Raw genomic sequence first — 24440 nt, 5'->3', positions numbered from 1 at the left:
CAGCTGCACCCTCGCGAGGGCCGTGTAGCTGTACCTGCGTGTGTGAGCTGCGTTACAGTGGTGTGAACGCGTCAGAAGAGGGACTACATAGATGACAGGAAGAGTGGCGGGACAGGGCAACCCATGGGTCGCGGTTCGCCCAGGGGACGACGTCGACGTCCTGGCTCGAAAGATGTCGACGGCTCATCGCTCCTTCGTCGAACACGAGTGGCCCACGGGCGATTCCGTTCGTTCCGTCGTTCTCGATTCCTGGATGAGGAGTCGTACCAAAGGCGTCGATCCCAACGGTGGTGACGAACCGCCGGTGCTGACGGGCGTCGAACTCGAGCGCTACCGCAACGGGCATCCCATGTCGATCATCCGGCCCGTCATCCGCAAACTTCTCGTCGAGGACGCCGCGGACACCGGGCTGCTCGTCGCGATCTCCGACGCGGAAGGCAGGTTGCTCTGGGTCGAGGGCGACACGGCCGCGAAAGACCGTGCGATGTCGATGAACTTCGCCGAGGGCGCCGATTGGAGTGAGGACAGCAAGGGAACCAACGCGCCGGGTACTGCGCTGGCGGTGGATCATTGCGTCCAGATCTTCGCGGCCGAGCACTTCACCCGCACCGTCCATGACTGGAGTTGTTCGGCGGCTCCCGTCCATCACCCGACGAGTGGGCACATCCTCGGAGCCATCGATATCACCGGAGGGCCCCGCGTGGCGGTCCCCGAAGTCCTCTCGCTCGTCAGAGCCACCGTCGCCGCTGCGGAGTCCGAGCTGCGCGTGCACCTGATGAATTCGCCGAAGTCGTTGGGCGAGACTGCGCCTCGGTTGGAAGTTCTCGGATCGGGACGTCCAGGATTGGTCCGGGAGAGTGGCAGGACCGCACTGTCCGGTCGTCACGCAGAGATCTTGCTGCTTCTCGCCGATCATCCCGAAGGTCTCAGTTCGGACCATCTCGCGGTACTGCTCGACGAGCAAGAACTGGATTCCGTGACGATCCGGGCCGAAATGTCACGTCTGCGCAAGGCATTCGGATCCGCAGGGCTCGCGTCACGCCCGTACCGTCTGGTCGGCACGTTGACATCCGATGTCGACGACGTCCGCCGCGCCCTCGATCGAGGCGACGTCGACGCTGCGTTGCGCATCTATACCGGCCCGGTTCTGCCCGGGTCGACGTCACCGGGTATCGAGGAAATTCGCGACGAGTTGCGCTCGCGTGTCCAGGCCGCGTTGTTGCGCGTCGGCGATCCGATGCTGCTTGCGCAGTGGACGTCCTCGATACACGGACGTAGCGACGTCGTCGCGTGGGAAGCGTACCGGTCAACGCTCAGTCGAGATTCTGCGCTCTACGGCCAGGTCAGTGCACGTATCGACCTGCTGGATCGTCAGCTCGGCGTGTAATTCTCTTCCTGCACGCAGTGCAGCAACGTAGTTGCAACGTTGCAGACTCTAGTGTCTTGAATCACATCAGTTGATGAACGACGAAGGAGTCACTAGATGTCCGTCTACGCACGCCCCGGTTCCGCAGATGCAGTCATGTCGTTCCAGCCGCGCTACGACAACTGGATCGGCGGCGAATGGGTGCCACCAGTCAAGGGCCAGTACTTCGAGAACCCGACTCCCGTCACCGGTGAGAACTTCTGCGAGGTAGCCCGCTCCACGTCCGAGGACATCGAGCTCGCACTCGACGCCGCTCACGCCGCTGCGCCCGCATGGGGCAAGACCTCTGCTGCCGAGCGCGCCGTACTCCTCAACAAGATCGCCGACCGCATCGCCGAGAACCTCGAGTCCATCGCGCTCGCCGAGTCCTGGGACAACGGCAAGCCGATCCGTGAAACCCTCAACGCCGACATTCCTCTTGCCGTCGATCACTTCCGCTACTTCGCGGGATGCATTCGTGCGCAGGAAGGTTCGCTGTCCGAGATCGACGACGACACCGTCGCCTACCACTTCCACGAGCCGCTCGGCGTCGTCGGCCAGATCATTCCGTGGAACTTCCCGATCCTCATGGCCGTCTGGAAGCTCGCTCCCGCGCTGGCTGCAGGCAACGCCGTCGTCCTCAAGCCGGCCGAGCAGACGCCTGCCTCGATCCTGCACCTGATCTCGATCATCGGTGACCTGCTCCCGCCCGGAGTTGTCAACGTGGTCAACGGATTCGGCACCGAAGCAGGCAAGCCGCTCGCGTCGAGCCCGCGCATCGCGAAGATCGCGTTCACCGGTGAGACCACCACGGGACGCCTCATCATGCAGTACGCGTCGCAGAACCTGATCCCCGTCACCCTCGAGCTCGGTGGCAAGAGCCCCAACGTCTTCTTCTCCGACGTCCTCTCGTCCAACGACGACTACCAGGACAAGGCGCTCGAAGGCTTCACGATGTTCGCCCTGAACCAGGGTGAGGTCTGCACCTGCCCGTCGCGCTCGCTCATCCAGGCAGATATCTACGACGAGTTCCTCGCTCTCGCTGCGATTCGTACCAAGGCTGTGCGGCAGGGCAATCCGCTCGACACCGAGACGATGATCGGTGCGCAGGCGTCGAACGATCAGCTCGAGAAGATCCTGTCGTACATCGAGATCGGCAAGGGCGAAGGCGCACAGGTCGTCACCGGTGGCGAGCGCGCTCAGCTCGGCGGAGACCTCAACGGCGGCTACTACGTGCAGCCGACGATCTTCACGGGCAAGAACGACATGCGTATCTTCCAGGAAGAGATCTTCGGACCGGTCGTCTCGGTGACGTCGTTCAAGGACTACGACGAGGCCATCTCCATCGCCAACGACACCCTCTACGGTCTCGGCGCAGGCGTCTGGTCGCGTGACGGCGGAGTCGCCTACCGTGCGGGTCGCGACATCAAGGCCGGTCGCGTGTGGACCAACACCTACCACCAGTACCCGGCACACGCTGCTTTCGGTGGCTACAAGCAGTCGGGCATCGGTCGTGAGAACCACAAGATGATGCTCGACCACTACCAGCAGACCAAGAACCTCCTGGTCAGCTACGCCCAGAAGGCTCAGGGCTTCTTCTGATGCCTGCGCGTCTACGAGCAACCGCCGGGGCGATGGAGCTTCTCCGTCGCCTCGGCGGTATCCACGGCGCACTGATGATGCACCAGTCCGGTGGGTGCTGCGACGGGTCGTCGCCGATGTGTTATCCCGCAGGCGAATTCATCGTCGGAGACCGCGATGTACTGCTGGGGCTGCTCGACCTGCGCCTCGGTGTCGGTGACGTCGCTACCGATCTCCCGGAAGGCGACGACGCGGTGCCGGTCTGGATCTCCGGCTCGCAGTTCGAGGCGTGGAAGCACACACAGATGGTGCTCGACGTGGTGCCAGGCCGAGGGTCGGGGTTCTCGCTGGAAACCCCTGAGGGCCTTCGGTTCCTGAGCCGTGGACGGGCGTTCACGCAAGACGAGTACGACGTCGTGAAGGAGATCGTTCCGTTCGTCGGCGTGGACTGGGAAGAGGGCCGTCGGCCACCGGTTCCCGACGACGTCATCGTCGTCGCGGAGGCCGTCGATGCATGCCCGGTCCCGGGAATGTTGCAGGGGTAGGGCGGCTTCGCCGCCATGTGCACGAAAATACATAGCGGGCTATGTATTTTCGTGCACATGCGCCGAAGGCGCCTACAGTCGATCCAGTGAAAAGCTCCGACACCTCAGGCGGCGAAAGCCTCCGCACCGTCGTCATCGCGTTCGGCGCCAACTTCGGCGTCGCCATCGCCAAATCGGCGGCCGCGGTGGCGACCGGGTCGGCATCCATGGTCGCCGAAGCGGCGCACTCGTGGGCCGACACCGGCAACGAGATATTTCTCCTCGTCGCCAACAAACGAGGGTCGCGAGGACCGGACCGTGCGCGCCCACTCGGGTACGGGCGCGAAGCGTACGTCTGGTCGTTGCTCGCTGCCGTAGGCCTGTTCGTCGCCGGTGCCGCGGTGTCGATCTGGCACGGCGTGACGTCGTTGCTCTCCGGTGAGTCGTCCGCCGAGAACTACACGATCAACTACATCGTCCTGGCCGTTGCCTTCGTGTTGGAGGGCATCTCGTTTCTGCAGTCGGTCAAGCAGATTCGAGGAGAGGCCCAGCAGTACGACAAGGACTTCCTCGACTACGCGCTGGAAACGTCCGACCCCACGCTTCGAGCCGTGTTCGCCGAGGACAGTGCCGCGCTCATCGGTCTGGTCATCGCCGCGGCCGGTATCGGTCTGCATCAGCTGACCGGCTCCGCGGTATGGGACGCGCTGGGGTCGATCGCGGTCGGAATTCTGCTCGGTGTCGTCGCCGTCGTTCTGATCGATCGAAATCGCCGATTCCTCACCGGTGAACCGGGTTCGCGCGCATTATGGGATGCGGTGGTCGAACGTATCGAGCGGCTGCCGGAGGTTGCCTCTGTTCGATTCGTTCGCATCGAATTCGTCGGACCCAAGCAATTGTTCGTCGTCGCAAGCGTCGATCTCGTCGGAGACTCCGTCGAATCGTCGATTGCGCGCACTCTCCGCAGATTGGAGCGTGAACTGGAGACCGACAATGCCGTCGTCGACGCCGTTCTGACAGTGGCCGAACCGGACGAGCGCGACAAGGGTGATGCAGGCGTCGTACCGCACCGGACCACGTAATTCTCCCGTCACACGACGATGACGCGCCGCTTACACCGCAGGCCTATTCTCGAGTCCCTCACTCATACCGAGAGGCAAGAACATGTCCGTAGCCCAGCCGACTGGCGGCCACCACGACAGCACACAATCGCATGTCGAAGGTGGTGACTATCTGGCCAAACGCCAGCTGAAGAAGGGCACGGCCGGTTGGATCCTGCTGGCCGGGCTCGGCGTCAGCTACGTCGTCTCCGGTGACTACTCCGGTTGGAATTTCGGGTTGGAGCAGGGCGGCTTCGGTGGCCTCCTCATCGCCGGAATCCTGATCGCCGGCATGTACCTGGCGATGGTGCTCGGTATGGCCGAGATGTCGTCGGCGCTTCCCGCGGCAGGCGGCGGCTACACGTTCGCGCGTCGCGCACTCGGTCCGTGGGGCGGATTCGCCACCGGCACAGCCATTCTCATCGAGTACGCCATCGCGCCGGCGGCGATCGCCACCTTCATCGGCGCCTACGTCGAGTCGCTCGGGCTCTTCGGCATCACCGACGGGTGGTGGGTCTACCTCGCGGTGTACGCGATCTTCATCGGCATCCACCTCGCAGGCGCGGGTGAAGCGCTCAAGATCATGTTCGTCATCACCGCGATCGCGCTCGTCGGACTCGTGATCTTCGCGGTATCGGCACTCGGGCAGTTCGACGCGTCCAACCTCACCGACATCGCACCGTCCGACGCCGCAGGCGCATCGAGCTTCCTGCCCTTCGGCTACCTGGGCATCTGGGCGGCCGTGCCCTTCGCGATCTGGTTCTTCCTGGCTATCGAGGGTGTTCCACTGGCTGCAGAGGAGGCCAAGGACCCGTCGAAGAACGTACCGCGGGGCATCATCGCAGCGATGGCGGTGTTGCTCGTGACCGGTGCCGGAGTTCTCTTCCTCGTCACCGGAGCCGGTGGCGCCGACGCGATGCAGTCGTCGGGCAACCCGCTCGTCGAGGCGCTCGGAGACAACTCGGCGGCGAAGGTCGTCAACTACATCGGACTCGCCGGTCTCGTCGCGAGCTTCTTCTCGATCATGTACGCCTACTCGCGCCAGCTCTTCGCGCTCTCGCGTGCCGGCTACCTGCCGAAGATGTTGTCCGTCACCAACTCTCGCAAGGCGCCGACGCTCGCACTCATCGTGCCCGGCATCATCGGGTTCCTGCTCTCGCTCACCGGTCAAGGCGCGATGCTGCTCAACATGGCGGTCTTCGGCGCCGCGCTCAGCTACGTTCTGATGATGATCAGCCACATCGTGCTGCGTCGCAAAGAACCCGACATGGAGCGTCCGTACCGGACACCCGGTGGAATCGCGACCACAGGCTTCGCGCTCGTCGTCGCAGCGTTGGCCGTCGTCGCGACGTTCCTCGTGGACAGCACGGCTGCGTTGTGGTGCCTCGGTGTCTTCGCAGCGTTCATGCTGTACTTCGGCGTCTACAGCAGACATCACCTCGTCGCGAACTCTCCCGACGAAGAATTTGCCGCCCTCGCGAAGGCAGAAGCAGAACTCGAATGACGACGTACACCCAGCAAGTCTCGGGCACGACCTACCAGTTCGACGGGCTCGTCGAGCTGATGGCGAAAGCCACCCCACTGCGATCCGGTGACGAGTTGGCCGGCTGTGCGGCGCATTCCGACGCGGGGCGAGCGGCCGCGCAATGGGCGTTGGCCGACGTATCGCTCGAGACGTTCTTGCACGACCTCCTCGTCCCGTACGAAACCGACGAGGTCACCAGACTGATCGTCGACTCGCACGACCGCATCGCGTTCGGGCAGATCTCGCACCTCACCGTCGGCGGTCTTCGAGACTGGCTGCTCGACGCGGCCGCGCGGGAAGATTCAGTGACGACGTTGCGGTCCGTGGCCGCAGGCCTGACTCCGGAGATGGTCGCGGCCGTCAGCAAGATCATGCGTAACCAGGATCTGATCTCCGTCGCGCGTGCAGCCGAGGTCACGTCCGCATTCCGAACGACGGTCGGGCTTCCTGGCACGTTGGCGACGCGGTTGCAGCCGAATCACCCGACCGACGATCCACGCGGCATCGCGGCGGCGACGCTCGACGGGTTGCTCCTCGGATCCGGTGATGCCGTCATCGGAATCAACCCGGCGACCGACTCACCGCATGCGACGTCGGATCTGTTGTATCTGCTCGACGAGGTTCGGCAGCGCTTCGAGATCCCGACGCAATCGTGTGTCCTGTCGCACGTGACGACGACGATGGAACTGATCGACAAGGGGGCGCCGGTCGATCTGGTCTTCCAATCCGTCGCCGGCACCGAAGGCGCGAATTCCGGCTTCGGCGTTCATGTCTCGCTGCTCCGTGAAGCGAACGAGGCGGGCAGGTCGCTGCACCGCGGAACCGTCGGGAACAACGTCATGTACTTGGAGACGGGGCAGGGGTCGGCGCTCAGTGCGGGCGCCCACCTCGGCGTGGGTGGTAAGCCGGTCGACCAACAGACTTTGGAAGCCCGCGCCTATGCTGTCTGCCGAGACCTGGAACCGCTTCTCGTCAACACCGTCGTCGGCTTCATCGGGCCCGAATACCTGTACGACGGAAAGCAAATCGTGCGTGCCGGGCTGGAAGACCATTTCTGCGGCAAGCTGCTCGGGCTGCCGATGGGCGTCGACGTCTGCTACACCAATCACGCCGAAGCGGACCAGGACGACATGGACACGTTGCTCACTCTGCTGGGTACAGCGGGAGTCGCGTTCGTCATCGCGGTCCCGGGCGCCGACGACGTGATGCTCGGCTACCAGAGTCTGAGCTTCCACGACGTGCTGTACGTGCGACAGGTGTTGGGGCTCAAGCCTGCTCCCGAGTTCGCCGCATGGCTCGACCGGTTGGGAATGGTCGACACGTCGGGCAGGTTGCGGGACATCGACGCAGCCGGATCTCCGCTACGCGAATTGACGGTCGGTCGATGAGCGAGATCGAGGCGTTCTGGCGTGATCTGCGTCTGACGACGCAAGCGCGAATCGGGTTGGGCCGCACCGGCGATTCGCTGCCGACGTCGCGGGTGCTCGAGTTCAGGTCGGCGCATGCGGCAGCACGGGACGCAGTGCACATGCCACTCGACGTCGAGACGTTCGTGGCCGATGTCGAGGCCGTCGGGATCGGTGCTCCGGTCGTCGTGACGTCACGTGCGGAGTCTCGCGCAGAATATCTCCGACGGCCGGATCTGGGCCGAATTCCCAAGGATCTCAGCGGAATCGAGAAGGGTGAGTTCGACATCGGTGTCGTGCTGAGTGACGGCTTGTCACCGCGTGCGTTGATGGATCACGGCGCGCAGATGATGCAGGCGCTGGTGTCCGAGCTGTCGGAGGTGTATTCGGTTGCACCGCCGGTCATCGCGACCGAGGCACGCGTCGCGTTGGGGGACCACATCGCCGAAGCGATGGGAGTGCGTACCGTTCTCGTGCTGATCGGGGAGCGGCCTGGGCTGTCCGTCGCGGACAGCCTCGGGATCTACCTGACGCATCTGCCTGCTCCGGGGAAGTCCGACGCAGACCGCAACTGCATATCGAACATCCATCCTCCGGAAGGCCTCGGATACGCCCAGTCCGCGAAGATCGTTGCGGGCCTCGTCGGTGGCGCTCGCAAGCTGGGACGATCGGGCGTCGCGCTCAAGGACACCTCGCGTGCCGACGCACTCGAGAACGCCGATGTGAAGGTCATCTCGGAGTAGCCCCTTTCGGGGGTGGTCGCCGGTGATGCACGTCACTATCGTGGGGAGAATGGAAACTCTCAGCTACTCGTCCGGGGTGTCGTCGACGCCGATGCTGGGCGACACCATCGGCGCGAACCTGGATCGAACAGCCGCACTGTATCCGGGCAACGACGCGCTCGTCGACGTTGTCTCCGACCGGAGGTGGACGTACTCCGAATTCATCGCCGACGTCGAACTTCTCGCGGCCGGGCTGCTGGTGAAGGGGGTCGGCAAGGGCGATCGCGTCGGTATCTGGGCGCCGAATTGCCCCGAATGGGTTCTCGCGCAATACGCCACTGCGAAGATCGGTGCCGTACTGGTGAACATCAACCCTGCCTACCGGACGCACGAACTCCAATTCGTGTTGAAGCAGGCCGGCGTGTCGCTTCTACTGTCCGCGCCCGAGTTCAAGGGCGCGGACTACGCGGCCATGATCGAAGAGGCGCGTAGTGAATGTCCCGATCTACGTGAGGCCGTATTCATCGGAAGCTTTCCCTGGGAGTTGATGACCGATCGTGGCCACCGGGCGCTCGCCGAGAATCCGTCGCTCGTCGCCGATGCACAGACACTGCTGAGCGCCGACGACGCGATCAACATCCAATACACTTCGGGTACAACGGGATTCCCCAAGGGCGCGACGCTCAGTCATCACAACATTCTGAACAACGGCTACTTCGTCGGCGAGCTGTGCCATTACACGGCCGACGATCGTGTGTGCATTCCCGTGCCGTTCTACCATTGTTTCGGCATGGTGATGGGAAATCTGGCCTGCACGAGTCACGGTGCAGCCATGGTGATTCCGGGCCAGGCGTTCGACCCAGCGGCTGCATTGGCGGCCGTCGCGCAGGAGCGGTGTACGTCGCTGTACGGCGTCCCGACGATGTTCATCGCCGAGCTCGCGCTGGCCGAGTTCGATTCCTTCGATCTCTCCAGTCTCCGAACCGGAATCATGGCGGGATCACCATGCCCGACGGAGGTCATGAAGCAGGTCATCGAACGTATGGGGATGTCGGAGGTGTCGATCTGCTACGGCATGACGGAGACGTCACCGGTGTCGTTGCAGACCCGAAGCGACGACACCATCGATCAACGAGTGTCGACGGTCGGTGCAGTCGGGCCGCATCTCGAGGTAAAGATCGTCGATCCGGTCGATGGGTTGACGCTCCCACGTGGTGAGGCGGGTGAATTGTGCACGCGGGGTTACTCGGTCATGCTCGGGTATTGGGAGCAGCCGGACAAGACGGCCGAGGCGATCGATGCGGCCGGGTGGATGCATACCGGGGACATCGGAGTCATGGACGAGCTCGGGTACGTCGCCATCACCGGTCGGATCAAGGACATGGTCATCCGCGGGGGAGAGAACATCTACCCCCGGGAGATCGAGGAGTTTCTCTACACCCACCCCGACATCCTCGACGCGCAGGTCATCGGCGTCCCCGACGCGAAGTACGGCGAGGAACTGATGGTATGGATCCGGATGCGGGACGGCGCAGCGCCATTGGACGCCGAGGCGGTCCGTGCATTCAGCGACGGGAAACTCGCGAGGTACAAGATTCCGCGGTACGTCCACGTCGTCGACGAGTTCCCGATGACCGTGACGGGGAAGGTGCGCAAGGTCGAGATGCGGGAGCGGTCGATGGATTTGCTGGGGTAGGTTTCGTACAACACCGCCACCCGTTTACAACAGATGGTGGTGTTGTAAACGGGTGGTCAGTGGGCAAACGTAGCTCGAGCCTTTGCCCGCTCGAAGCGCATACGAACTTCGGCGAAGTTCCACAGGTCATCCCACATCCATCGGAATACTGCGTAACCCTCGTCGCGAAGCGCGTCTTCGCGAACCTTCTCGGCCAAGTTCGCTTCGCGGTTGTCGTACTTGACCTTGCCGTCGAACTCACCGACGATGCGAAACTCCTCCCAGAAGAAGTCGACGCGAAACCCTAGGTGAGGAATTCGGTGCTGCAGAGTCGGTTTCGGCATTCCGTATTCCTCCATCCGTAATCGGCTCAGTGATTCACCTGGGCTCTCGCTCAACCCGTTCATGAGGGCGACCGCCCGCCGTGCCGCTGCGATGTTATGCAGTCGGGCACTCTCTTCGAGCGCCGCTTCGAGGTCGTCATGGGTCACGTCGAGCTTTCGCAGACCCGAATCTCCGATCACGACGGAATGGTTCAGATCGAGTATGCGTGCGGTGTCGACGATGGTGCGTGCGGGAGACGTCACCGGTGTGGACCCGACCATGACCTGGTCGAGGCGGCCGGTGTGAATGTGAAGACCTGCACTCTTGCGACCTCCTGTCGGCCGATCGGTGGACAGGTGCACAGTGTTCAGGTCGGTGTTCCACAGCGACAACCCGTGCATCGCTGCCGCCGAGACGTGGCTCACGGCATGGCCCTTTCTCCCGCGGACAGTCGCGATGGCCTTCAGCCGGTGCTTGCCTGCAGGGTGAAGTGCGTCGAATTCGTCTCCGGGATAGAACGTGCCCTTCGCGATTCGCCGGAGGTCGCCGTTCGCGACGAGGCGTGCGAATTCCTTGTCGGTGTAGCCGATTTTCAATGCTGCTGCGCGGGTGATGAAGCCGTCGGAGTCGGGTTGCATGGCAATGATGATGGGACGCTGGGAGCGCCTCCGGAAGCGGGAAACCGAGAATGTGGATGAATCTGGGGGCTGTGGATGAATTCTGGTTCGTTCGTACAACACCGCCACCCGTTTACAACAGATGGTGGTGTTGTAAACAGGGAATGCGGTTGTACGAAGACCGCTCGAGGAATACTTGGCACCATGATCGAACCGCAGTGGACTCCGTCGCCGGACGACATCGAGGGTGCACGCATCACCGACTTCCAACGTTTCGTCGAACGCGAGTACGGGGTCACGACGGCCGGCTATCACGAGCTCTGGGAATGGTCGACGCGGAACATCAGGTCGTTCTGGCGGGCGGTGTGGGACTACTTCGAGGTCAGGTCCGACACCGAACCGACTCGGGTGCTCGCCGAGTCGAGCATGCCAGGGGCCGAATGGTTTCCAGGTGTTCAGCTCAATTACGTCGATCAGGTGCGCAGGCATTCAGGCAACGACGGTTCCGCGATCGTGCATGCGCGTGAGGACGGCAGTCGCACCGAGATGTCGTGGCGCGAGCTGGCGCGGCAGAGTGCCGCTGTGTCGCGGACTCTGCGTGAGGCGGGCGTCGAGCCGGGGGATCGGGTCGTCGGGTACCTGCCGAACATCCCGGAAGCGATCGTGGCGTTCCTGGCGACCGCGAGTATCGGCGCGGTCTGGTCTGCCTGCGGTCAGGACTATTCGGCATCGGCAGCGCTGGACCGATTGGGGCAGCTGGATCCGAAGGTCCTGGTCGCGGCCGACGGCTACTCGTACGGCGGCAAGTACCACGACAAGCGTGCCGACGTCGCCACTCTCAGAGAGGGTTTGACGACGGTGGCGTCGGTCATCCATATCGGCGAACCCGTGGACGGCTCGATCTCCTGGGTCGACGCGTCGGTGGGTGAGGCCGAGTGGGAATCGACGTATGTCGAGTTCGATCATCCTCTGTGGGTGGTGTTCTCGTCCGGCACGACAGGTCTGCCGAAGGGGATCGTGCACGGACACGGCGGGGTGTTGCTGGAGCATCTCAAATCCGTTGCGCTGCAGTCGGACATCGGACCGGACGACATCTTCTTCTGGTACACGAGCCCGAGTTGGATGATGTGGAACTTCCAGGTAGCGGGATTGCTGGTCGGCGCGACGATCGTCTGCGCCGACGGCAGCCCTGGCTTCCCGACGCCGGATGCCCTGTGGGCGATCGCAGCTCGCGAAAACGTGACATTCCTCGGAACGAGTCCCGGATACGTGTTGTCGTGCATCAAGGCGGAGTCGCATCCCGCCCACGACCACGATCTGACGGCCCTGCGCGCGATCGGGATCACCGGGTCCGCGCTGCCTGCGACGTCGTCGTTGTGGCTCGCCGAGAACGTCGGCCAGTCGGTCCCCGTGTTCTCGATTTCCGGTGGTACGGACGTGGTGTCGGCGTTCGCGGGCGGAGTACGCACGGTTCCGGTCTGGCCGGGTGAACTGTCGGCGCCGTTCCTCGGCGTCGCGCTGGACGCGTACGACGTCGACGGCGAGCCCGTGACGGATGCGGTGGGCGAGCTCGTCGTCACCGAACCGATGCCGTCGATGCCGGTCCGCTTCTGGAACGACGATGACGGATCGCGCTATCGCGGAGCATATTTCGATGCCTACCCGGGTGTGTGGCGGCACGGCGACTGGATCACCAGAACCGCGCACGGCAGTGTCGTCGTACACGGTCGTTCCGATTCCACGTTGAATCGCAACGGAATTCGAATGGGAAGCGCGGACATCTATCAGGCCGTCGAGGCATTGCCGGAGATTGCGGAATCGCTCGTGCTCGGTGTCGAATCCGACGACGGCAGTTACTGGATGCCTCTGTTCGTCGTGTTGACCGAAGGCGCCGAATTGGACGACGATCTGCGCGCGCGCATCAATTCCGCCATTCGCGACCATGCGTCGCCGCGCCACGTGCCCGACGAAATCATCGCGGCCCCTGGCGTCCCGCATACTCGGACCGGCAAGAAACTCGAGGTGCCGATCAAGCGCCTGTTCCAGGGCGGTGACGTGTCACGAACTCTGGACCGAACCGCTGTCGACGCACCGGATCTCGTGGACTGGTACGTCGAACGGGGACGGGATCACGAGCGCTGACGTGTCCACCTGGCGAGGTAGAGCTTCTCGTCGGCCGTGATGCGGCGCAGGGTCTCCGATCCGACGTCGACCATCGCCATCTGCGTCGTTGCGAGGACTGCAGGAGGCGACCCCTCGGGCGCGCCCGCTGCGCGGACTTCGTAGCCGATGGTGAAGTCGACGGACCGTACCTTCTCGAACCACAGCGTGATGTCGAGCGGGCTGTCCGAGTGCCGCAGTGGCTTCTTGTACGAGATGTTCACGTTCGCGATCAACGCACTCTTGATGAGACTCTCGTTGGCATCACCTTCGGACAGCAGCCATTCGATGCGTGCCTCCTCGAGCAGAGTCACCATCCGTGCGTGGTTGATGTGGTGGAAGGCGTCCATGTCGGACCACCGCACGGTGACTCGTGCGTGGTAGCCGATCTCGTTGTCGTCGGTCACCGGTACACGTTCTCATGCCTTCGGTGTTCTAGAGTCCGGGTGTGTTGATCAGAAATGTCGTCCTCGCGGCGGGCGGGCAGGCCGTCGATGTCCAGACGGTCGACGGCCACATCGCTGAGATCTCCGCGTCTGCTGCGACGACGCGTCCGCTCGACGGTGATGTTCTCGACGGTCGCGGCGTGGCGCTGCTCCCGTCGTTCGTCGACAGCCACCTGCATCTGACGCAGTGGGCCGCCTCGCTGACACGCATCGACGTCTCCGGAGCCGATTCCGCGGTCGATCTCGTCGACATCCTCGCCCGGTCGAACGAGCGTCACGGCACATCGATCCTGCGAGCACAGGGATTTCGCGACGCACTGTGGCCCGACGAGCCGCACAAGGACGTACTGCAGAACGCGTTGCCCGGCCGTCGTGCCGCGATCACGAGCATGGACCTGCACACGCTGTGGCTGAGCCCGGCGTTGCTCGCGGATCTGCAGATCGACCATCCGACGGGCGTACTGCGCGACATCGACTGCATGGAAGCGCTCAACGCTCTCGAGCAATTGGTCGACGCCGAGGACAGCGACCGTGTCGCGATGGCTGCCACCGCCGAATTGGCCCGGCGCGGCATCACGTCGGTGACCGACTTCGAGTACACCGACAATCGGGCCGTCTGGACCCGTCGATGCGAGGTCGTCCGTCCGGCCGTCGACGTGCATTTCGCCGTCTGGCCCGAATGGCTCGACCAGGAGCTGGCGCTCGGGGCGAGGACAGGGGACCCGGTCGCCGACGGTCTCGCGTTGGGCCCGTTGAAAGTCATGTTCGACGGTTCCCTCAACACCCGAACGGCGTGCTGTCACGATCCTTATCCGGGCGGCGACTCGACGGGACTGCTTCTCGAAACACCCGAGGACCTCGTCGAGCTCATGCGTCGGGCGGTAGGCGGCGGCATCATGCCTGCGATTCACGCCATCGGAGACCGCGCCAACACCCTTGCTCTCGACGCGTTCGCGGTAGTCGGGTGCGGCGGCCGCATCGAGCACGCTCAGCAGTTGACTCGCGCCGATGTCGCACGATTCGTGGAGCACGGTGTGACGGCATCCGTGCAGCCGCAGCATGCGATGAGCGACCGTGACGTCGCGGACGAGCTCTGGAGTGGCCGGGACTCGATTGCCTACCCCTACCTGTCGTTGCACCGAGCAGGCGGACGGATTCTCTTCGGGTCCGACGCCCCCGTCAGTCCGCCTGCACCGCTCGACGCCGTCGCCGACGCGGTGTGGCGTACGGACGACGAGCGGGCACCGTGGCAGGCACACGAGGCCCTTCCTCTCGATGTCGCGCTTGCGGCGGCATGCGGTGGACGTCGGTCGGTCGAGATCGGTGCGCCCGCGGATCTGGTACTGGTGGCCGAGCACCCGTCGGTTCTCGACAATCGTGGGCTTCGCGACGTTCCGATCCTCGCAACCGTGCGCGGCGGTGCCGTCACGTTCGAGGGAGCGTCGCTGTGACCCATACAGAGGGCGGGCCGGGCAGCTGGCGAATCTACGAGGGGTCGTCGCTCTCCACACCGTTGGCGGCAGCGCTGGCAGCGTTCGTCGAACAGGGCTATCACGGCACGTCGGTTCGGGAGATCGCAGGCCGCGCAGGTCTGTCGGTGCCGGGGCTCTATCACCATTACCCGTCCAAGCAGGCATTGCTCGTCGGCTTGATGAACGCCGCGATGGCCGAGCTGCTCGAACGGTCGAGGCAGGCCGACGCCGAGGCGGGCTCGCTGCCTGCGGCGCGATTCGATGCCGTCGTCGAATCTCTTCTGCTGTTCCATATGTATCGCAGCGACCAAGCGTTCATCGGATCGACCGAGATCAGAAGTCTCGAACCGGAGAACCGCGAGCGCTACGTGCATCTGCGAGACGAACAACAGCGCATGCTCGACGGCATCGTGCTCGCCGGTATCGAGTCGGGTGACTTCGACGCCGATCATCCGGCCGACGCGTCGCGAGCGGTGACGACGATGTGTGTGGGTGTCGCCGGTTGGTATCGCGCCGACGGCCCTCAGTCCGCCGTCGAATTGACCCAGGTCTACCTGACGATCGCGAGGCGGATTGTCGGTGCTGCGCGGTAGCCTCGCGCCATGGCATCTTCCAACGACGGTCCGGCGAACTCGACTGCGCTGACCTCGGACGTCCGCGCGTTTCTCGGCTCGGGAACCAGAACCGGCAAGCTCGGGTGGGTCGCGTCCGACGGTCGGCCACTGGTTGCCCCGGTCTGGTTCGTGCTCGAAGACGACGGGGTCGTGTTCAACACGGGCAGCGGCACAGCGAAGGGCAAGGCGATCGCCCGAGATCCTCGCGTCGTGTTGACCGTCGATCTCGAAGAGCCGCCCTACGGATTCGTGCAGATCCAAGGCGTTGCGGAGACGTCCGAGGATCCAGCCGACTTGATTGCCACCGCGACCGCCATCGGGGGTCGTTACATGGGCCAGGAGCGGGCCGAGGAGTTCGGCACACGTAACGGTGTGCCGGGAGAACTCGTCGTTCGCATTCGTCCGACGAAGGTCACGGCCGCGCTGAATGTCACCGGTTGATATCGGCTGGAGATTCGATTTCGTCGTCTCCGGGAACACGGTGATCGGTGCCACCCCTGAGCCCGCCGGTTTTGGCTGGCTGGGGAGTGCTCCCTGTAGATTGGTCCGGTGCTCAGCGAAGGATGTGAATTCTGAACCATCGAATTTGTGACGTATCACAAACCGCTGGCCCGACGCGATCGGAAGCCGCGCGCTGTGCCCTCCCGACGTGGGCTCGGTCCGCAGGCCGCTGTAGCCGTGTCCTCGGTGCTGTGTAACGGTAAAGGCTCACTTGTGTAACGGTGAGGGCTTGGCCGGGAGATGTACCGAGGGGTAACTTCGATCGGTTCGAGTGTCAGTTCGAGTTGAGTAGTCGATGTCCGTTAGTTTCAAGAGTTCGTAGTTTCAAGTGTTCGTGGTTTCGAGAGTTCGATGTGTTCGGTGCCCAGAGACTTGTCGGCGCGTCCGACTTCTCGCTGGGGGCGTGTGAAAAGTGGGAAGAGAGGATTCGATTGAACCCGCTAGGTTTGGGAGGATCGGCTGATGGCGAATCCGAAGGGCTCGGGGCACACGAATCGGCGTTCCCTCTTTCTCCGGCGCAGCTCGGAATGTGGTTCGCGCAGCACGTCGATCCATCCGTACCGGCGAACATCGCCCAGTACGTCGAACTTCGCGGTGATCTCGACCTAGACCTTCTCCGTCGCTCGTCCGCGGCGGCCGCCCTCGAGATGCAGTCGGGTTACATCCGCATCGTCGAGGTGGACACCGAGCCTCGCCAGTTCGTCGACCCGACGCTCGATGCTCCGCTGGGGTACGTCGACCTACGCGGTGAGGTGGATTCCGAGCAGGCAGCGCACGACTGGATGCGCGCCGACTACAGCGCGCCCATCGACATCCTGCGAGATCGTCTGATCGCGGCGACCGTTCTCCACCTCGACGGAGATCGATACTTCTGGTTCAACCGCGTGCACCACGTCGTACTCGACGGGTTCGGTGCCGTGACGTTTATGAATCGGGTGGCCGAGCTCTACACGGCCGAGGTCGAGAAGATCGAGCCCAAGCCCAACCAGTCCTCGGACCTGAAGAAGGTCTACGAGATCGATGCCGCGTACCGCGAATCGACTCGGTTCGAGACCGATCGGCAGTACTGGTCCGAGCGCATCGCCGGAATCGAGGAAGCGACGAGCATCGCCGGCCGCACCGCGGCTCCGGCGCCGATCAGTCAGATCGACACCACGGCGCTCGGCGACGACACGGTCGCTCGCTTCGACGAGCTGACCTCGGCAACCGACACCACGATGGCAACCGTCGTGATCGCCGCCTTCGCGAGCTACCTGGCGCACATGACCGGCCGTGAGGACGTCGTCCTGAGCCTGCCCGTCACGGCAAGAACCACCGCTGTGCTCCGACGCTCCGGCGGCATGGTGTCCAACGTCGTTCCGCTGCGGCTCACCGTCGCCCGCGACACCACCGTCGAGCAGCTGTTGACCAAGGTCACCACCGAGGTGTCCGGTGCGCTGCGTCACCAGCGATACCGCCACGAGGACATCCGGCGCGACGCCGGAGGTGCGTCGGGACAGGCGTCGTTCTTCGGGCCGTGGGTCAACATCATGCTGTTCTTCTCCGAGGTGCGCCTCGGGTCCATGGTGGGCGGAATCAACATCCTGTCCACGGGGCTGATCGAAGACTTCGGCCTCAACCTGTACCAGAGCGTCGGGGGACAGACGACGCACATCGACTTCGAGTCGAACCCCAATCTGTACTCTTCGGACGAGTCCGCGCGTAACCACGAGCGCTTCGTCGAGTTCCTCGATCGTTTCGTCGCGTCGGAACGCACGGGTCGAGTGTGGGATCTCGACGTCACCACCGGCGCCGAGAAGGCCCTCGTCGTCGAGACGTTCAACGACAGCGACCACCCCGTCGAGCAGCGAACTCTGTTGTCCGACTTCCATTCTCGCGTCGACGCCGACCCGAACGCAACCGCGCTCGTCTACGAGCAGTCGTCGCTCACCTACGGGGAGCTCGGCGCGCGGGTCAGTGGCCTGGCCCGCCGGCTCGTCGACATGGGCGTAGGACCGGAAACGCTTGTGGGACTGTCGATTCGACGGTCACTCGACCTCGTCGTCGCGATGTACGCGATCGTCGAGGCTGGTGGAGCTTGGGTCCCGATCGACCCAGACCACCCCGCCGAACGCACCGCGTACATCCTGGAGTCCGCGCGGCCGCTGTGCGTCCTCGTCACGTCGTACGACGGAGTCGAGCTTCCCGCCGGGATCGACGCGCTCGAGGTCGACACTCTCGACTACGGCACGCTCGACGCCACACGTGTCTCCGATGTAGACCGTCTCGGGCCCGTTCGACTCGACAACACTGCCTACGTCATCTACACCTCTGGTTCGACAGGTCGCCCCAAGGGCGTCGCCGTCACTCACGAGGCCATCGACAATCAGCTGCAGTGGATGCGCACCGAGTACGCGCTCGTACCGTCGGATGTGTACCTGCAGAAGACCGCAACGACGTTCGACGTGTCGCTGTGGGGATTCTTCCTGCCGCTGCAGGTGGGTGCCACGATGGTCCTCGCGACACCCGACGGACATCGCGACTCCATCTACGTCGCCGACAAGATCGCCGAACACGGTGTGACGATCACGGACTTCGTGCCGTCGATGCTCACGGTGTTCGTCGCGAACGCGCCGATCGGCACGTGCGGATCGCTGCGCCACGTCTTCGTCATCGGCGAGGCTTTGCCGGCCGAGACCGCAGCCGCTTTCCGGGAACTGAGCGATGCCGGCCTGCACAACCTGTACGGCCCCACCGAGGCGGCCGTATCGGTGACCTACTACCCGAGTGGCCCCGCCGACGTGCGTACCGTCCCGATCGGTGTACCCGAGTGGAACGTCAAGGCCTACGTGCTCGACGCGTCGCTGCGTCCGGCGCCGATCGCCGAGCCGGGTGAGCTCTATCTCGCCGGTGTCCAGCTCGCACGTGGTTACGTCGGACGGCCTGACCTGAGTTCGGATCGATTCGTCGCGAACCCGTTCGCCACCGACGGTGCTCGCATGTACCGCACCGGCGACCTCGTGAAGTGGCGTGCGGACGGCAACATCGACTACATCGGCCGCACCGATTTCCAGGTCAAGTTCCGCGGACAGCGCATCGAGCTCGGCGAGATCGAGACGGTGCTGCTGGCACACGACGACATCTCGCAGGCGGTCACGCTCGTGGTGCCGACCGCGACCGGCGACCAGCTCGTCGCCTACGTCGTCGCGGCTCCCGGTCGCAGCGTCGATCCCAGCGAGGCAACGGAATTCGCGTCGCACGCGCTGCCGTCGTACATGGTTCCTGCATCCGTCATGGTTCTGGAGTCGTTGCCGCTCAACACGAGCGGCAAGCTGGACCGTAAGGCTCTTCCCGAGCCAGTCTTCACCAGTGCGAAGGAATACCGCGCACCGCAAAGTCACGTCGAGTACGTCGTGGCCGGGGTTTTCGAGGACGTCCTCGGCGCTTCGCGGGTAGGCCTCGACGAGGACTTCTTCGAACTGGGCGGAAACTCGCTCATCGCAACACAACTCGTCACACGCGTCGGCACCGCGCTCGGTATCCGGCTCGGTGTGCGTGAACTGTTCGAGGCTCCGACGGTCGGCGCCTTGGCTGCCCGCGCGGAGTCGGCGATGGAACAGGGCACCTCCGGGCCCGAACTGATCGCAGGACCTCGGCCGGATCTGGTGCCGTTGTCGCTTGCGCAGCAACGGATGTGGTTCCTCAACAGGTTCGACCCGGACACCGCGGCGTACAACCTGCCGTTCATGGTCCAGTTGGTCGGCCGGGTCGACGAGAAGGCGCTGTCGACAGCATTCGCGGACGTGGTGTCACGGCACGAGACACTGCGGACGGTCTACCCGCTCGTCGACGACGCGCCGCAGCAGGTGATTCTGCGGACCGAGGACGCGTTCACAGGACTGAGCGCCACCCGAGTCGACGAGTCGGCACTGACGTCGAAGTTGATCGATCTCGCGCGGCAGAGCTTCGACGTCTCCATCGAAGTTCCCTTCCGTATCGAGCTGTTCCAACTCTCCGACGACAAGTTCGTGCTCGCGATGGTCCTGCACCACATCGCAGCCGACGGTTCGTCGTTCTCGCCGCTGGCGCGCGACATCATGGTCGCTTACGAGGCACGGACCAACGGCCGTGTGCCCGGGTGGGATCCGCTGCCGATCCAGTACGCCGACTACGCCCTGTGGCAGCGCGCGATGCTGGGCTCGGAGAGCGACGTCGCATCGCTGTCCGCGCAACAGATCGAGTTCTGGGTTCGCACCCTCGACGAACTGCCCGACCAGCTCGATCTTCCGTCGGACCGCCCACGCCCCGCAGTGGCCACCAACGCAGGAGCGAAGAGCCGATTCGTCGTCGACGCCCGCATCCATCGTGGACTCAGCGACGTCGCGAGGGCGCATCAGGCGTCGCTGTTCATGGTCGTCCAGGCCGCGTACGCAGTGTTGCTGTCGAGGTTGAGCGGCACGACCGACATCGCGATCGGTGCCCCGATCGCCGGTAGGGCGCACGAGAAGCTCGACGACATCATCGGAATGTTCGTCAACACGCTGGTGCTGCGCGCACGCGTCGAACCGAACGCGTCGTTCGACGAACTGCTCGACCAGGTCCGCAACACCAACCTGTCGGCATTCGCGCACGCAGACATCCCGTTCGAGCGTCTCGTCGAGGTGCTCAACCCGGCACGCTCTCGCGCGCGCCACCCGTTGTTCCAGGTGGCGCTGTCGCTCGACGCCGCACGCCAGAACGACATCGGCTTCGCCGGACTTCGCGCGTCCGCGTCGGAACTGGACGTTCCGATCGCGAAGTTCGATCTCCAGCTGTGGTTGACCGAGCACCACGACCAGTCCGGTCGGCCCGATCGCATCGAAGCGGTCTTCGAGTACGCGACCGACTTGTTCGACGCGTCCACCATCGAGGGCTTCGCCGACCGTTTCCTGCGGATTCTCGACGCCATCGTCGCCGACGCGTCCGTGCCCGTCGGTGCAATGGACATCCTGCGCCCTGACGAGCTCGTGTCCTTGACGAGCGTCGACGGCGGCCCGGTGCAGTCGTATCGCACGCTGCCCGGCTTCCTCGAGGCGGGCGTCGCCGCCAATCCGGACGGTGTCGCAGTGCACGCGTCCGGTGACGACCTGACCTACCGTGAGCTCGACGACATCACCGACCGCTACGCGCGCTACTTGATCGGTCGTGGCATCGGTGCCGAAACCATTGTGGCTCTGGCGTTTCCGCGTTCGGTGGAGATGGTCGTGTCGATGTGGGCCGTCGCGAAGACCGGTGCCGCCTGGGTTCCGGTCGATCCGGAGTATCCGGTGGACCGCGTCCGCCACATGCTGTCGGATTCCGGTGCTGCCGTAGGCATCACGTCGTCGGACCGCGTCCACGAACTGCCGGACACCTGCGATTGGTGGGCCATCGACGACCCGGCGTTCGAGCGAGCGCTCGAGCAGTCCGGTGCAGGCGCGGTCACCGACGAAGAGCGGATCGCGCCGCTCGATCTCGACCACCCCGCCTACGTGATCTACACGTCCGGCTCCACCGGTCTGCCCAAGGGTGTGGCAGTCACGCATCGGGGCCTGTCCGGACTCGTCGACTCCTCACGTGAGCTCTACCGCGTCACGCCGGAATCGCGCTTCCTGCACGTCATTTCGCCGAGCTTCGACCCGTCGGTGCTCGAATGGGCGCTGACGGCATCGGCTGGAGCCACGTTGATCGTCGCTCCGCCGTCGATCATCGGTGGCCCGGAATTGCACCGGTTGTTCGCCGACACCGGCGTCACGCACGCGATCATCACACCGGCAGTTCTCGGTTCGATGGATCCATCCGGTCTGGACAGCCTCGAACTGTTGTCCGTCGGTGGTGAAGCGTCGGCTCAGGATCTGGTGGCGAGGTGGTCCCACGGTCGACGGTTCTTCAACGCGTACGGACCGACCGAGACCACCATCGTCTCGACGCGCGGTGAGCTGTTCGACGGAGAGCCGATCACGGTCGGTGGGCCCGTCCCCGGCGTGTCCGCACTGATTCTCGACACGCGACTGCAGCCGGTCCCTGTCGGTGTCGCAGGTGAGCTCTATCTGTCCGGCGATGCCGTCGCCCGCGGGTACTACAAGCGCACGGGTCTGACGTCGGAGCGCTTCGTCGCCGATCCTCATGGCGATCCGGGCACTCGGATGTACCGAACCGGTGACGTCGTACGCTGGACCAAGGACTTCGCGATCGAGTACGTCGGTCGATCGGACTTCCAGGTCAAGGTACGCGGATTCCGCATCGAACTCGGCGAGATCGACGCGGCCCTCGAATCGTTCCCCTCGGTCTCGTTCGCGGCGACTCTCGGCCACGAATTGCAGTCGGGCCAAACGGCTCTGGTGTCCTACGTGCACGGTGCGGGGGAGATCGACAAGACCGAACTGATCGAGCACGTGGCGCGGATGCTGCCGAGCTACATGGTTCCGTCGGTCGTCATGGTGCTCGACGAGGTGCCGCTCACCCCGATCGGCAAGCTCGACCGACGTGCGCTCCCGGAGCCGGAGGTCGGAATCAGCTTCCGGCAGTTCCGCGCTCCGACGACACCGATCGAGGAGGCCGTCGCGACGGTCTTCTCCGACGTGCTCGGTGCACCCGTCGTCGGCCTCGACGACGATTTCTTCGAGCTCGGTGGCAACTCCCTCGTTGCGACCCAGGTCGTCGCGAGGCTCGGCGCCGCTCTCGACGCTCAGGTTCCGGTGCGCTCGATCTTCGAGTCGCCGACCGTCGCACAGCTGGCGGTGCGGGTCGAGCAGGAGGCGGGCCGCGGCGCACGCGTCGCACTCGCTCGTGGAGTGCGGCCGGATCGTATTCCGCTGTCGTTGGCGCAGCAGCGCATGTGGTTCCTCAACCGCTTCGACACCGAGTCGGCCACGTACAACCTGCCGATCGCACTGCGTCTGAGCGGTGTGCTGGATGTTCCTGCGTTGCAGGTCGCCATCCTCGACGTCATCGACCGGCACGAGTCGCTGCGCACGTTGTTCCCCGACTCGGCCGACGGCCCGCACCAGGTGGTGCTGGACGCAGCTCAGATCGTGCCGAACCTGATGCCGATCGACACCACCGTCGCCGAATTGCAAAGGGCGATACGGCAGTTGGCGTCGACCGGATTCGACGTGACGGCCGATGTTCCGCTGCGGGCTCGACTGTTCGAGATCAGCCCCACCGAACACGTCCTCACCATGGTCGTGCACCACATCTCCGCCGACGGGTGGTCGATGGGACCGCTGGCGCGCGACGTCATGGTCGCCTATGCGGCGCGGACCGAGTGGGAATCGCCCGCGTGGGCGCCCCTGCCGGTGCAGTACGCCGACTACACGCTGTGGCAGCGAGCCACGCTCGGTTCCGAGGACGACCCGACGTCGTTGATCTCCGAGCAGGTGGATTACTGGACGACAACCCTCGCGGGTCTGCCCGATCAGTTGGACCTGCCCACCGACCGTCCGCGGCCGGCGCGGCAGTCCTTCGGCGGCGGCACCGTCGAATTCGAGATCGAGCCGCGCGTACACCGGGGTCTTCTCGACGTCGGACGCGAGCGCAACGCGTCGCTGTTCATGGTCGTCCATGCCGCTCTGGCAGTTCTGCTCTCGCGTATGTCCGCGACCGAGGACATCGCCGTCGGTACCCCGGTGGCCGGACGAGGCGAGCAGGCGCTCGACGACGTCGTCGGCATGTTCGTCAATACTCTGGTGCTGCGGACCGAGGTCGACGGGCACTCCTCGTTCAACGACCTGCTCGCGCACGCTCGCGAAGCTGCGCTGGGCGCGTTCGCGCACTCGGACATTCCGTTCGAGCGTCTCGTCGAGGTGCTCAACCCGTCGCGTTCCACGGCGCGGCACCCACTGTTCCAGGTCATGCTGTCGTTCGAGAACCTCGGTCCGACGCATCTGGATCTGCCTGCCCTCAGTATCGACAGCGTCGATCTCGACGCGGCCGTGGCCAAGTTCGATCTGCAGCTGACACTGACCGAACGCCTCACGTCCAGCGGTCAGGCCGACGGACTGTCCGCCGAGTTCACCTACGCGACGGATCTTTTCGACGAATCGACGGTGTCGTTGTTCGCCGATCGTTTCTTGTACGTGCTCGACGCCGTCATCACCGATTCCGCGGTGCGGGTCGGCGACATCGAACTGTACGACGCCGTCGAACGTGGCCTGATCCTCAAGTCCTGGAACAACACTGCTCACGTGCTCGAGTCGGGTGCGACGGTGTTGGATGCGTTCGATGCGCAGGTGGTGGAGCGTCCTGATGCGGTTGCTGTGGTGTTCGAGGGGTCGTCTCTGTCGTTTGCCGAGTTCGATGCGCGGGTGAATCGTCTTGCGCGGTATTTGATTTCGGTGGGTGCGGGTCCTGAGCGTGCGGTCGCGGTGGC

General features: G+C 64.3%; 15 protein-coding genes. 13 read left to right on the top strand and 2 right to left on the bottom strand.

What is annotated here, in order from left to right; translation table 11 throughout:
• Positions 1 to 91 precede the first annotated feature (91 nt).
• From CHB96_RS28850 to CHB96_RS28815, 8 genes are all read left to right on the top strand, one after another.
• Positions 92 to 1387, top strand: a complete 1296-nt coding sequence (locus tag CHB96_RS28850; RefSeq protein ID WP_089252851.1) for a sigma-54-dependent transcriptional regulator family protein — start codon at positions 92 to 94, stop codon at positions 1385 to 1387.
• A 96-nt stretch (positions 1388 to 1483) separates the two neighbouring features.
• Positions 1484 to 3007 (top strand): aldehyde dehydrogenase, encoded by a 1524-nt coding sequence (gene adh, locus CHB96_RS28845; RefSeq protein WP_089252849.1) that lies wholly within the window; start codon positions 1484 to 1486, stop codon positions 3005 to 3007.
• Complete coding sequence (locus CHB96_RS28840) at positions 3007 to 3531, top strand: DUF779 domain-containing protein (protein ID WP_176444559.1); 525 nt, start codon at positions 3007 to 3009, stop codon at positions 3529 to 3531. The genes adh and CHB96_RS28840 overlap by 1 nt, the downstream gene beginning before the upstream one ends.
• A gap of 41 nt (positions 3532 to 3572) precedes the next feature.
• Positions 3573 to 4592 carry a cation diffusion facilitator family transporter gene (locus CHB96_RS28835; protein ID WP_089252846.1) on the top strand — a complete coding sequence of 340 codons (1020 nt, stop codon included), beginning with the start codon at positions 3573 to 3575 and terminating at the stop codon, positions 4590 to 4592.
• 82 nt (positions 4593 to 4674) lie between these two features.
• Positions 4675 to 6114 (top strand): ethanolamine permease, encoded by a 1440-nt coding sequence (eat, locus tag CHB96_RS28830; RefSeq protein WP_089252844.1) that lies wholly within the window; start codon positions 4675 to 4677, stop codon positions 6112 to 6114.
• Positions 6111 to 7523 carry an ethanolamine ammonia-lyase subunit EutB gene (locus CHB96_RS28825; RefSeq protein ID WP_089252842.1) on the top strand — a complete coding sequence of 471 codons (1413 nt, stop codon included), beginning with the start codon at positions 6111 to 6113 and terminating at the stop codon, positions 7521 to 7523. The genes eat and CHB96_RS28825 overlap by 4 nt, the downstream gene beginning before the upstream one ends.
• Positions 7520 to 8284, top strand: a complete 765-nt coding sequence (gene eutC / locus CHB96_RS28820; RefSeq protein ID WP_089252841.1) for an ethanolamine ammonia-lyase subunit EutC — start codon at positions 7520 to 7522, stop codon at positions 8282 to 8284. Before CHB96_RS28825 ends, eutC begins: the two co-directional genes overlap by 4 nt.
• 49 nt (positions 8285 to 8333) lie before the next feature.
• The gene (locus CHB96_RS28815) at positions 8334 to 9959 is read left to right on the top strand and encodes an AMP-binding protein (RefSeq protein ID WP_089252840.1); all 1626 of its coding nucleotides are present in this window, start codon (positions 8334 to 8336) and stop codon (positions 9957 to 9959) included.
• A gap of 56 nt (positions 9960 to 10015) precedes the next feature.
• On the opposite strand, the gene CHB96_RS28810 is transcribed toward CHB96_RS28815, so the two are convergent.
• Positions 10016 to 10900: a PDDEXK family nuclease gene (locus CHB96_RS28810; protein WP_089252838.1), complete on the bottom strand. Its 885-nt coding sequence runs from the start codon at positions 10898 to 10900 to the stop codon at positions 10016 to 10018.
• 183 nt (positions 10901 to 11083) lie between these two features.
• Between CHB96_RS28810 and CHB96_RS28805 the strand changes: the two genes are divergently transcribed.
• Positions 11084 to 13021 (top strand): acetoacetate--CoA ligase, encoded by a 1938-nt coding sequence (locus tag CHB96_RS28805; protein ID WP_089252836.1) that lies wholly within the window; start codon positions 11084 to 11086, stop codon positions 13019 to 13021.
• On the opposite strand, the gene CHB96_RS28800 is transcribed toward CHB96_RS28805, so the two are convergent.
• A complete protein-coding gene (locus tag CHB96_RS28800) occupies positions 13009 to 13446 on the bottom strand; it encodes an acyl-CoA thioesterase (RefSeq protein ID WP_141136600.1) in 438 nt (145 codons plus the stop codon). The genes CHB96_RS28805 and CHB96_RS28800 overlap by 13 nt on opposite strands.
• 41 nt (positions 13447 to 13487) lie before the next feature.
• Here CHB96_RS28800 and CHB96_RS28795 point away from each other — a divergent pair, with 41 nt between their 5' ends.
• The 4 genes from CHB96_RS28795 to CHB96_RS28780 form a co-directional block, all read left to right on the top strand.
• Complete coding sequence (locus CHB96_RS28795; RefSeq protein ID WP_089252834.1) at positions 13488 to 14936, top strand: amidohydrolase; 1449 nt, start codon at positions 13488 to 13490, stop codon at positions 14934 to 14936.
• Positions 14933 to 15550: a TetR/AcrR family transcriptional regulator gene (locus tag CHB96_RS28790; RefSeq protein WP_089252832.1), complete on the top strand. Its 618-nt coding sequence runs from the start codon at positions 14933 to 14935 to the stop codon at positions 15548 to 15550. Before CHB96_RS28795 ends, CHB96_RS28790 begins: the two co-directional genes overlap by 4 nt.
• 9 nt (positions 15551 to 15559) lie before the next feature.
• Positions 15560 to 16012 (top strand): PPOX class F420-dependent oxidoreductase, encoded by a 453-nt coding sequence (locus CHB96_RS28785; RefSeq protein ID WP_089252830.1) that lies wholly within the window; start codon positions 15560 to 15562, stop codon positions 16010 to 16012.
• 491 nt (positions 16013 to 16503) lie between these two features.
• Positions 16504 to 24440 (top strand): non-ribosomal peptide synthetase (locus tag CHB96_RS28780; protein ID WP_141136599.1); only part of this gene is annotated, 7937 nt, incomplete at its 3' end.

This window comes from Rhodococcoides kyotonense (genome assembly GCF_900188125.1).
GTDB classification, from domain to species: Bacteria; Actinomycetota; Actinomycetes; order Mycobacteriales; family Mycobacteriaceae; genus Rhodococcoides; species Rhodococcoides kyotonense.
This window is presented reverse-complemented; position numbering and strand designations above follow the sequence as displayed.

Bases quoted from the DNA above. Each gene is read 5' to 3' on its own strand.
- CHB96_RS28850 (WP_089252851.1), top strand. From the start codon at position 92: ATGACAGGAAGAGTGGCGGGACAGGGCAACCCATGGGTCGCGGTTCGC.
- adh (WP_089252849.1), top strand. From the start codon at position 1,484: ATGTCCGTCTACGCACGCCCCGGTTCCGCAGATGCAGTCATGTCGTTC.
- CHB96_RS28840 (WP_176444559.1), top strand. From the start codon at position 3,007: ATGCCTGCGCGTCTACGAGCAACCGCCGGGGCGATGGAGCTTCTCCGT.
- CHB96_RS28835 (WP_089252846.1), top strand. From the start codon at position 3,573: ATGTATTTTCGTGCACATGCGCCGAAGGCGCCTACAGTCGATCCAGTG.
- eat (WP_089252844.1), top strand. From the start codon at position 4,675: ATGTCCGTAGCCCAGCCGACTGGCGGCCACCACGACAGCACACAATCG.
- CHB96_RS28825 (WP_089252842.1), top strand. From the start codon at position 6,111: ATGACGACGTACACCCAGCAAGTCTCGGGCACGACCTACCAGTTCGAC.
- eutC (WP_089252841.1), top strand. From the start codon at position 7,520: ATGAGCGAGATCGAGGCGTTCTGGCGTGATCTGCGTCTGACGACGCAA.
- CHB96_RS28815 (WP_089252840.1), top strand. From the start codon at position 8,334: ATGGAAACTCTCAGCTACTCGTCCGGGGTGTCGTCGACGCCGATGCTG.
- CHB96_RS28810 (WP_089252838.1), bottom strand. From the start codon at position 10,900: ATGCAACCCGACTCCGACGGCTTCATCACCCGCGCAGCAGCATTGAAA.
- CHB96_RS28805 (WP_089252836.1), top strand. From the start codon at position 11,084: ATGATCGAACCGCAGTGGACTCCGTCGCCGGACGACATCGAGGGTGCA.
- CHB96_RS28785 (WP_089252830.1), top strand. From the start codon at position 15,560: ATGGCATCTTCCAACGACGGTCCGGCGAACTCGACTGCGCTGACCTCG.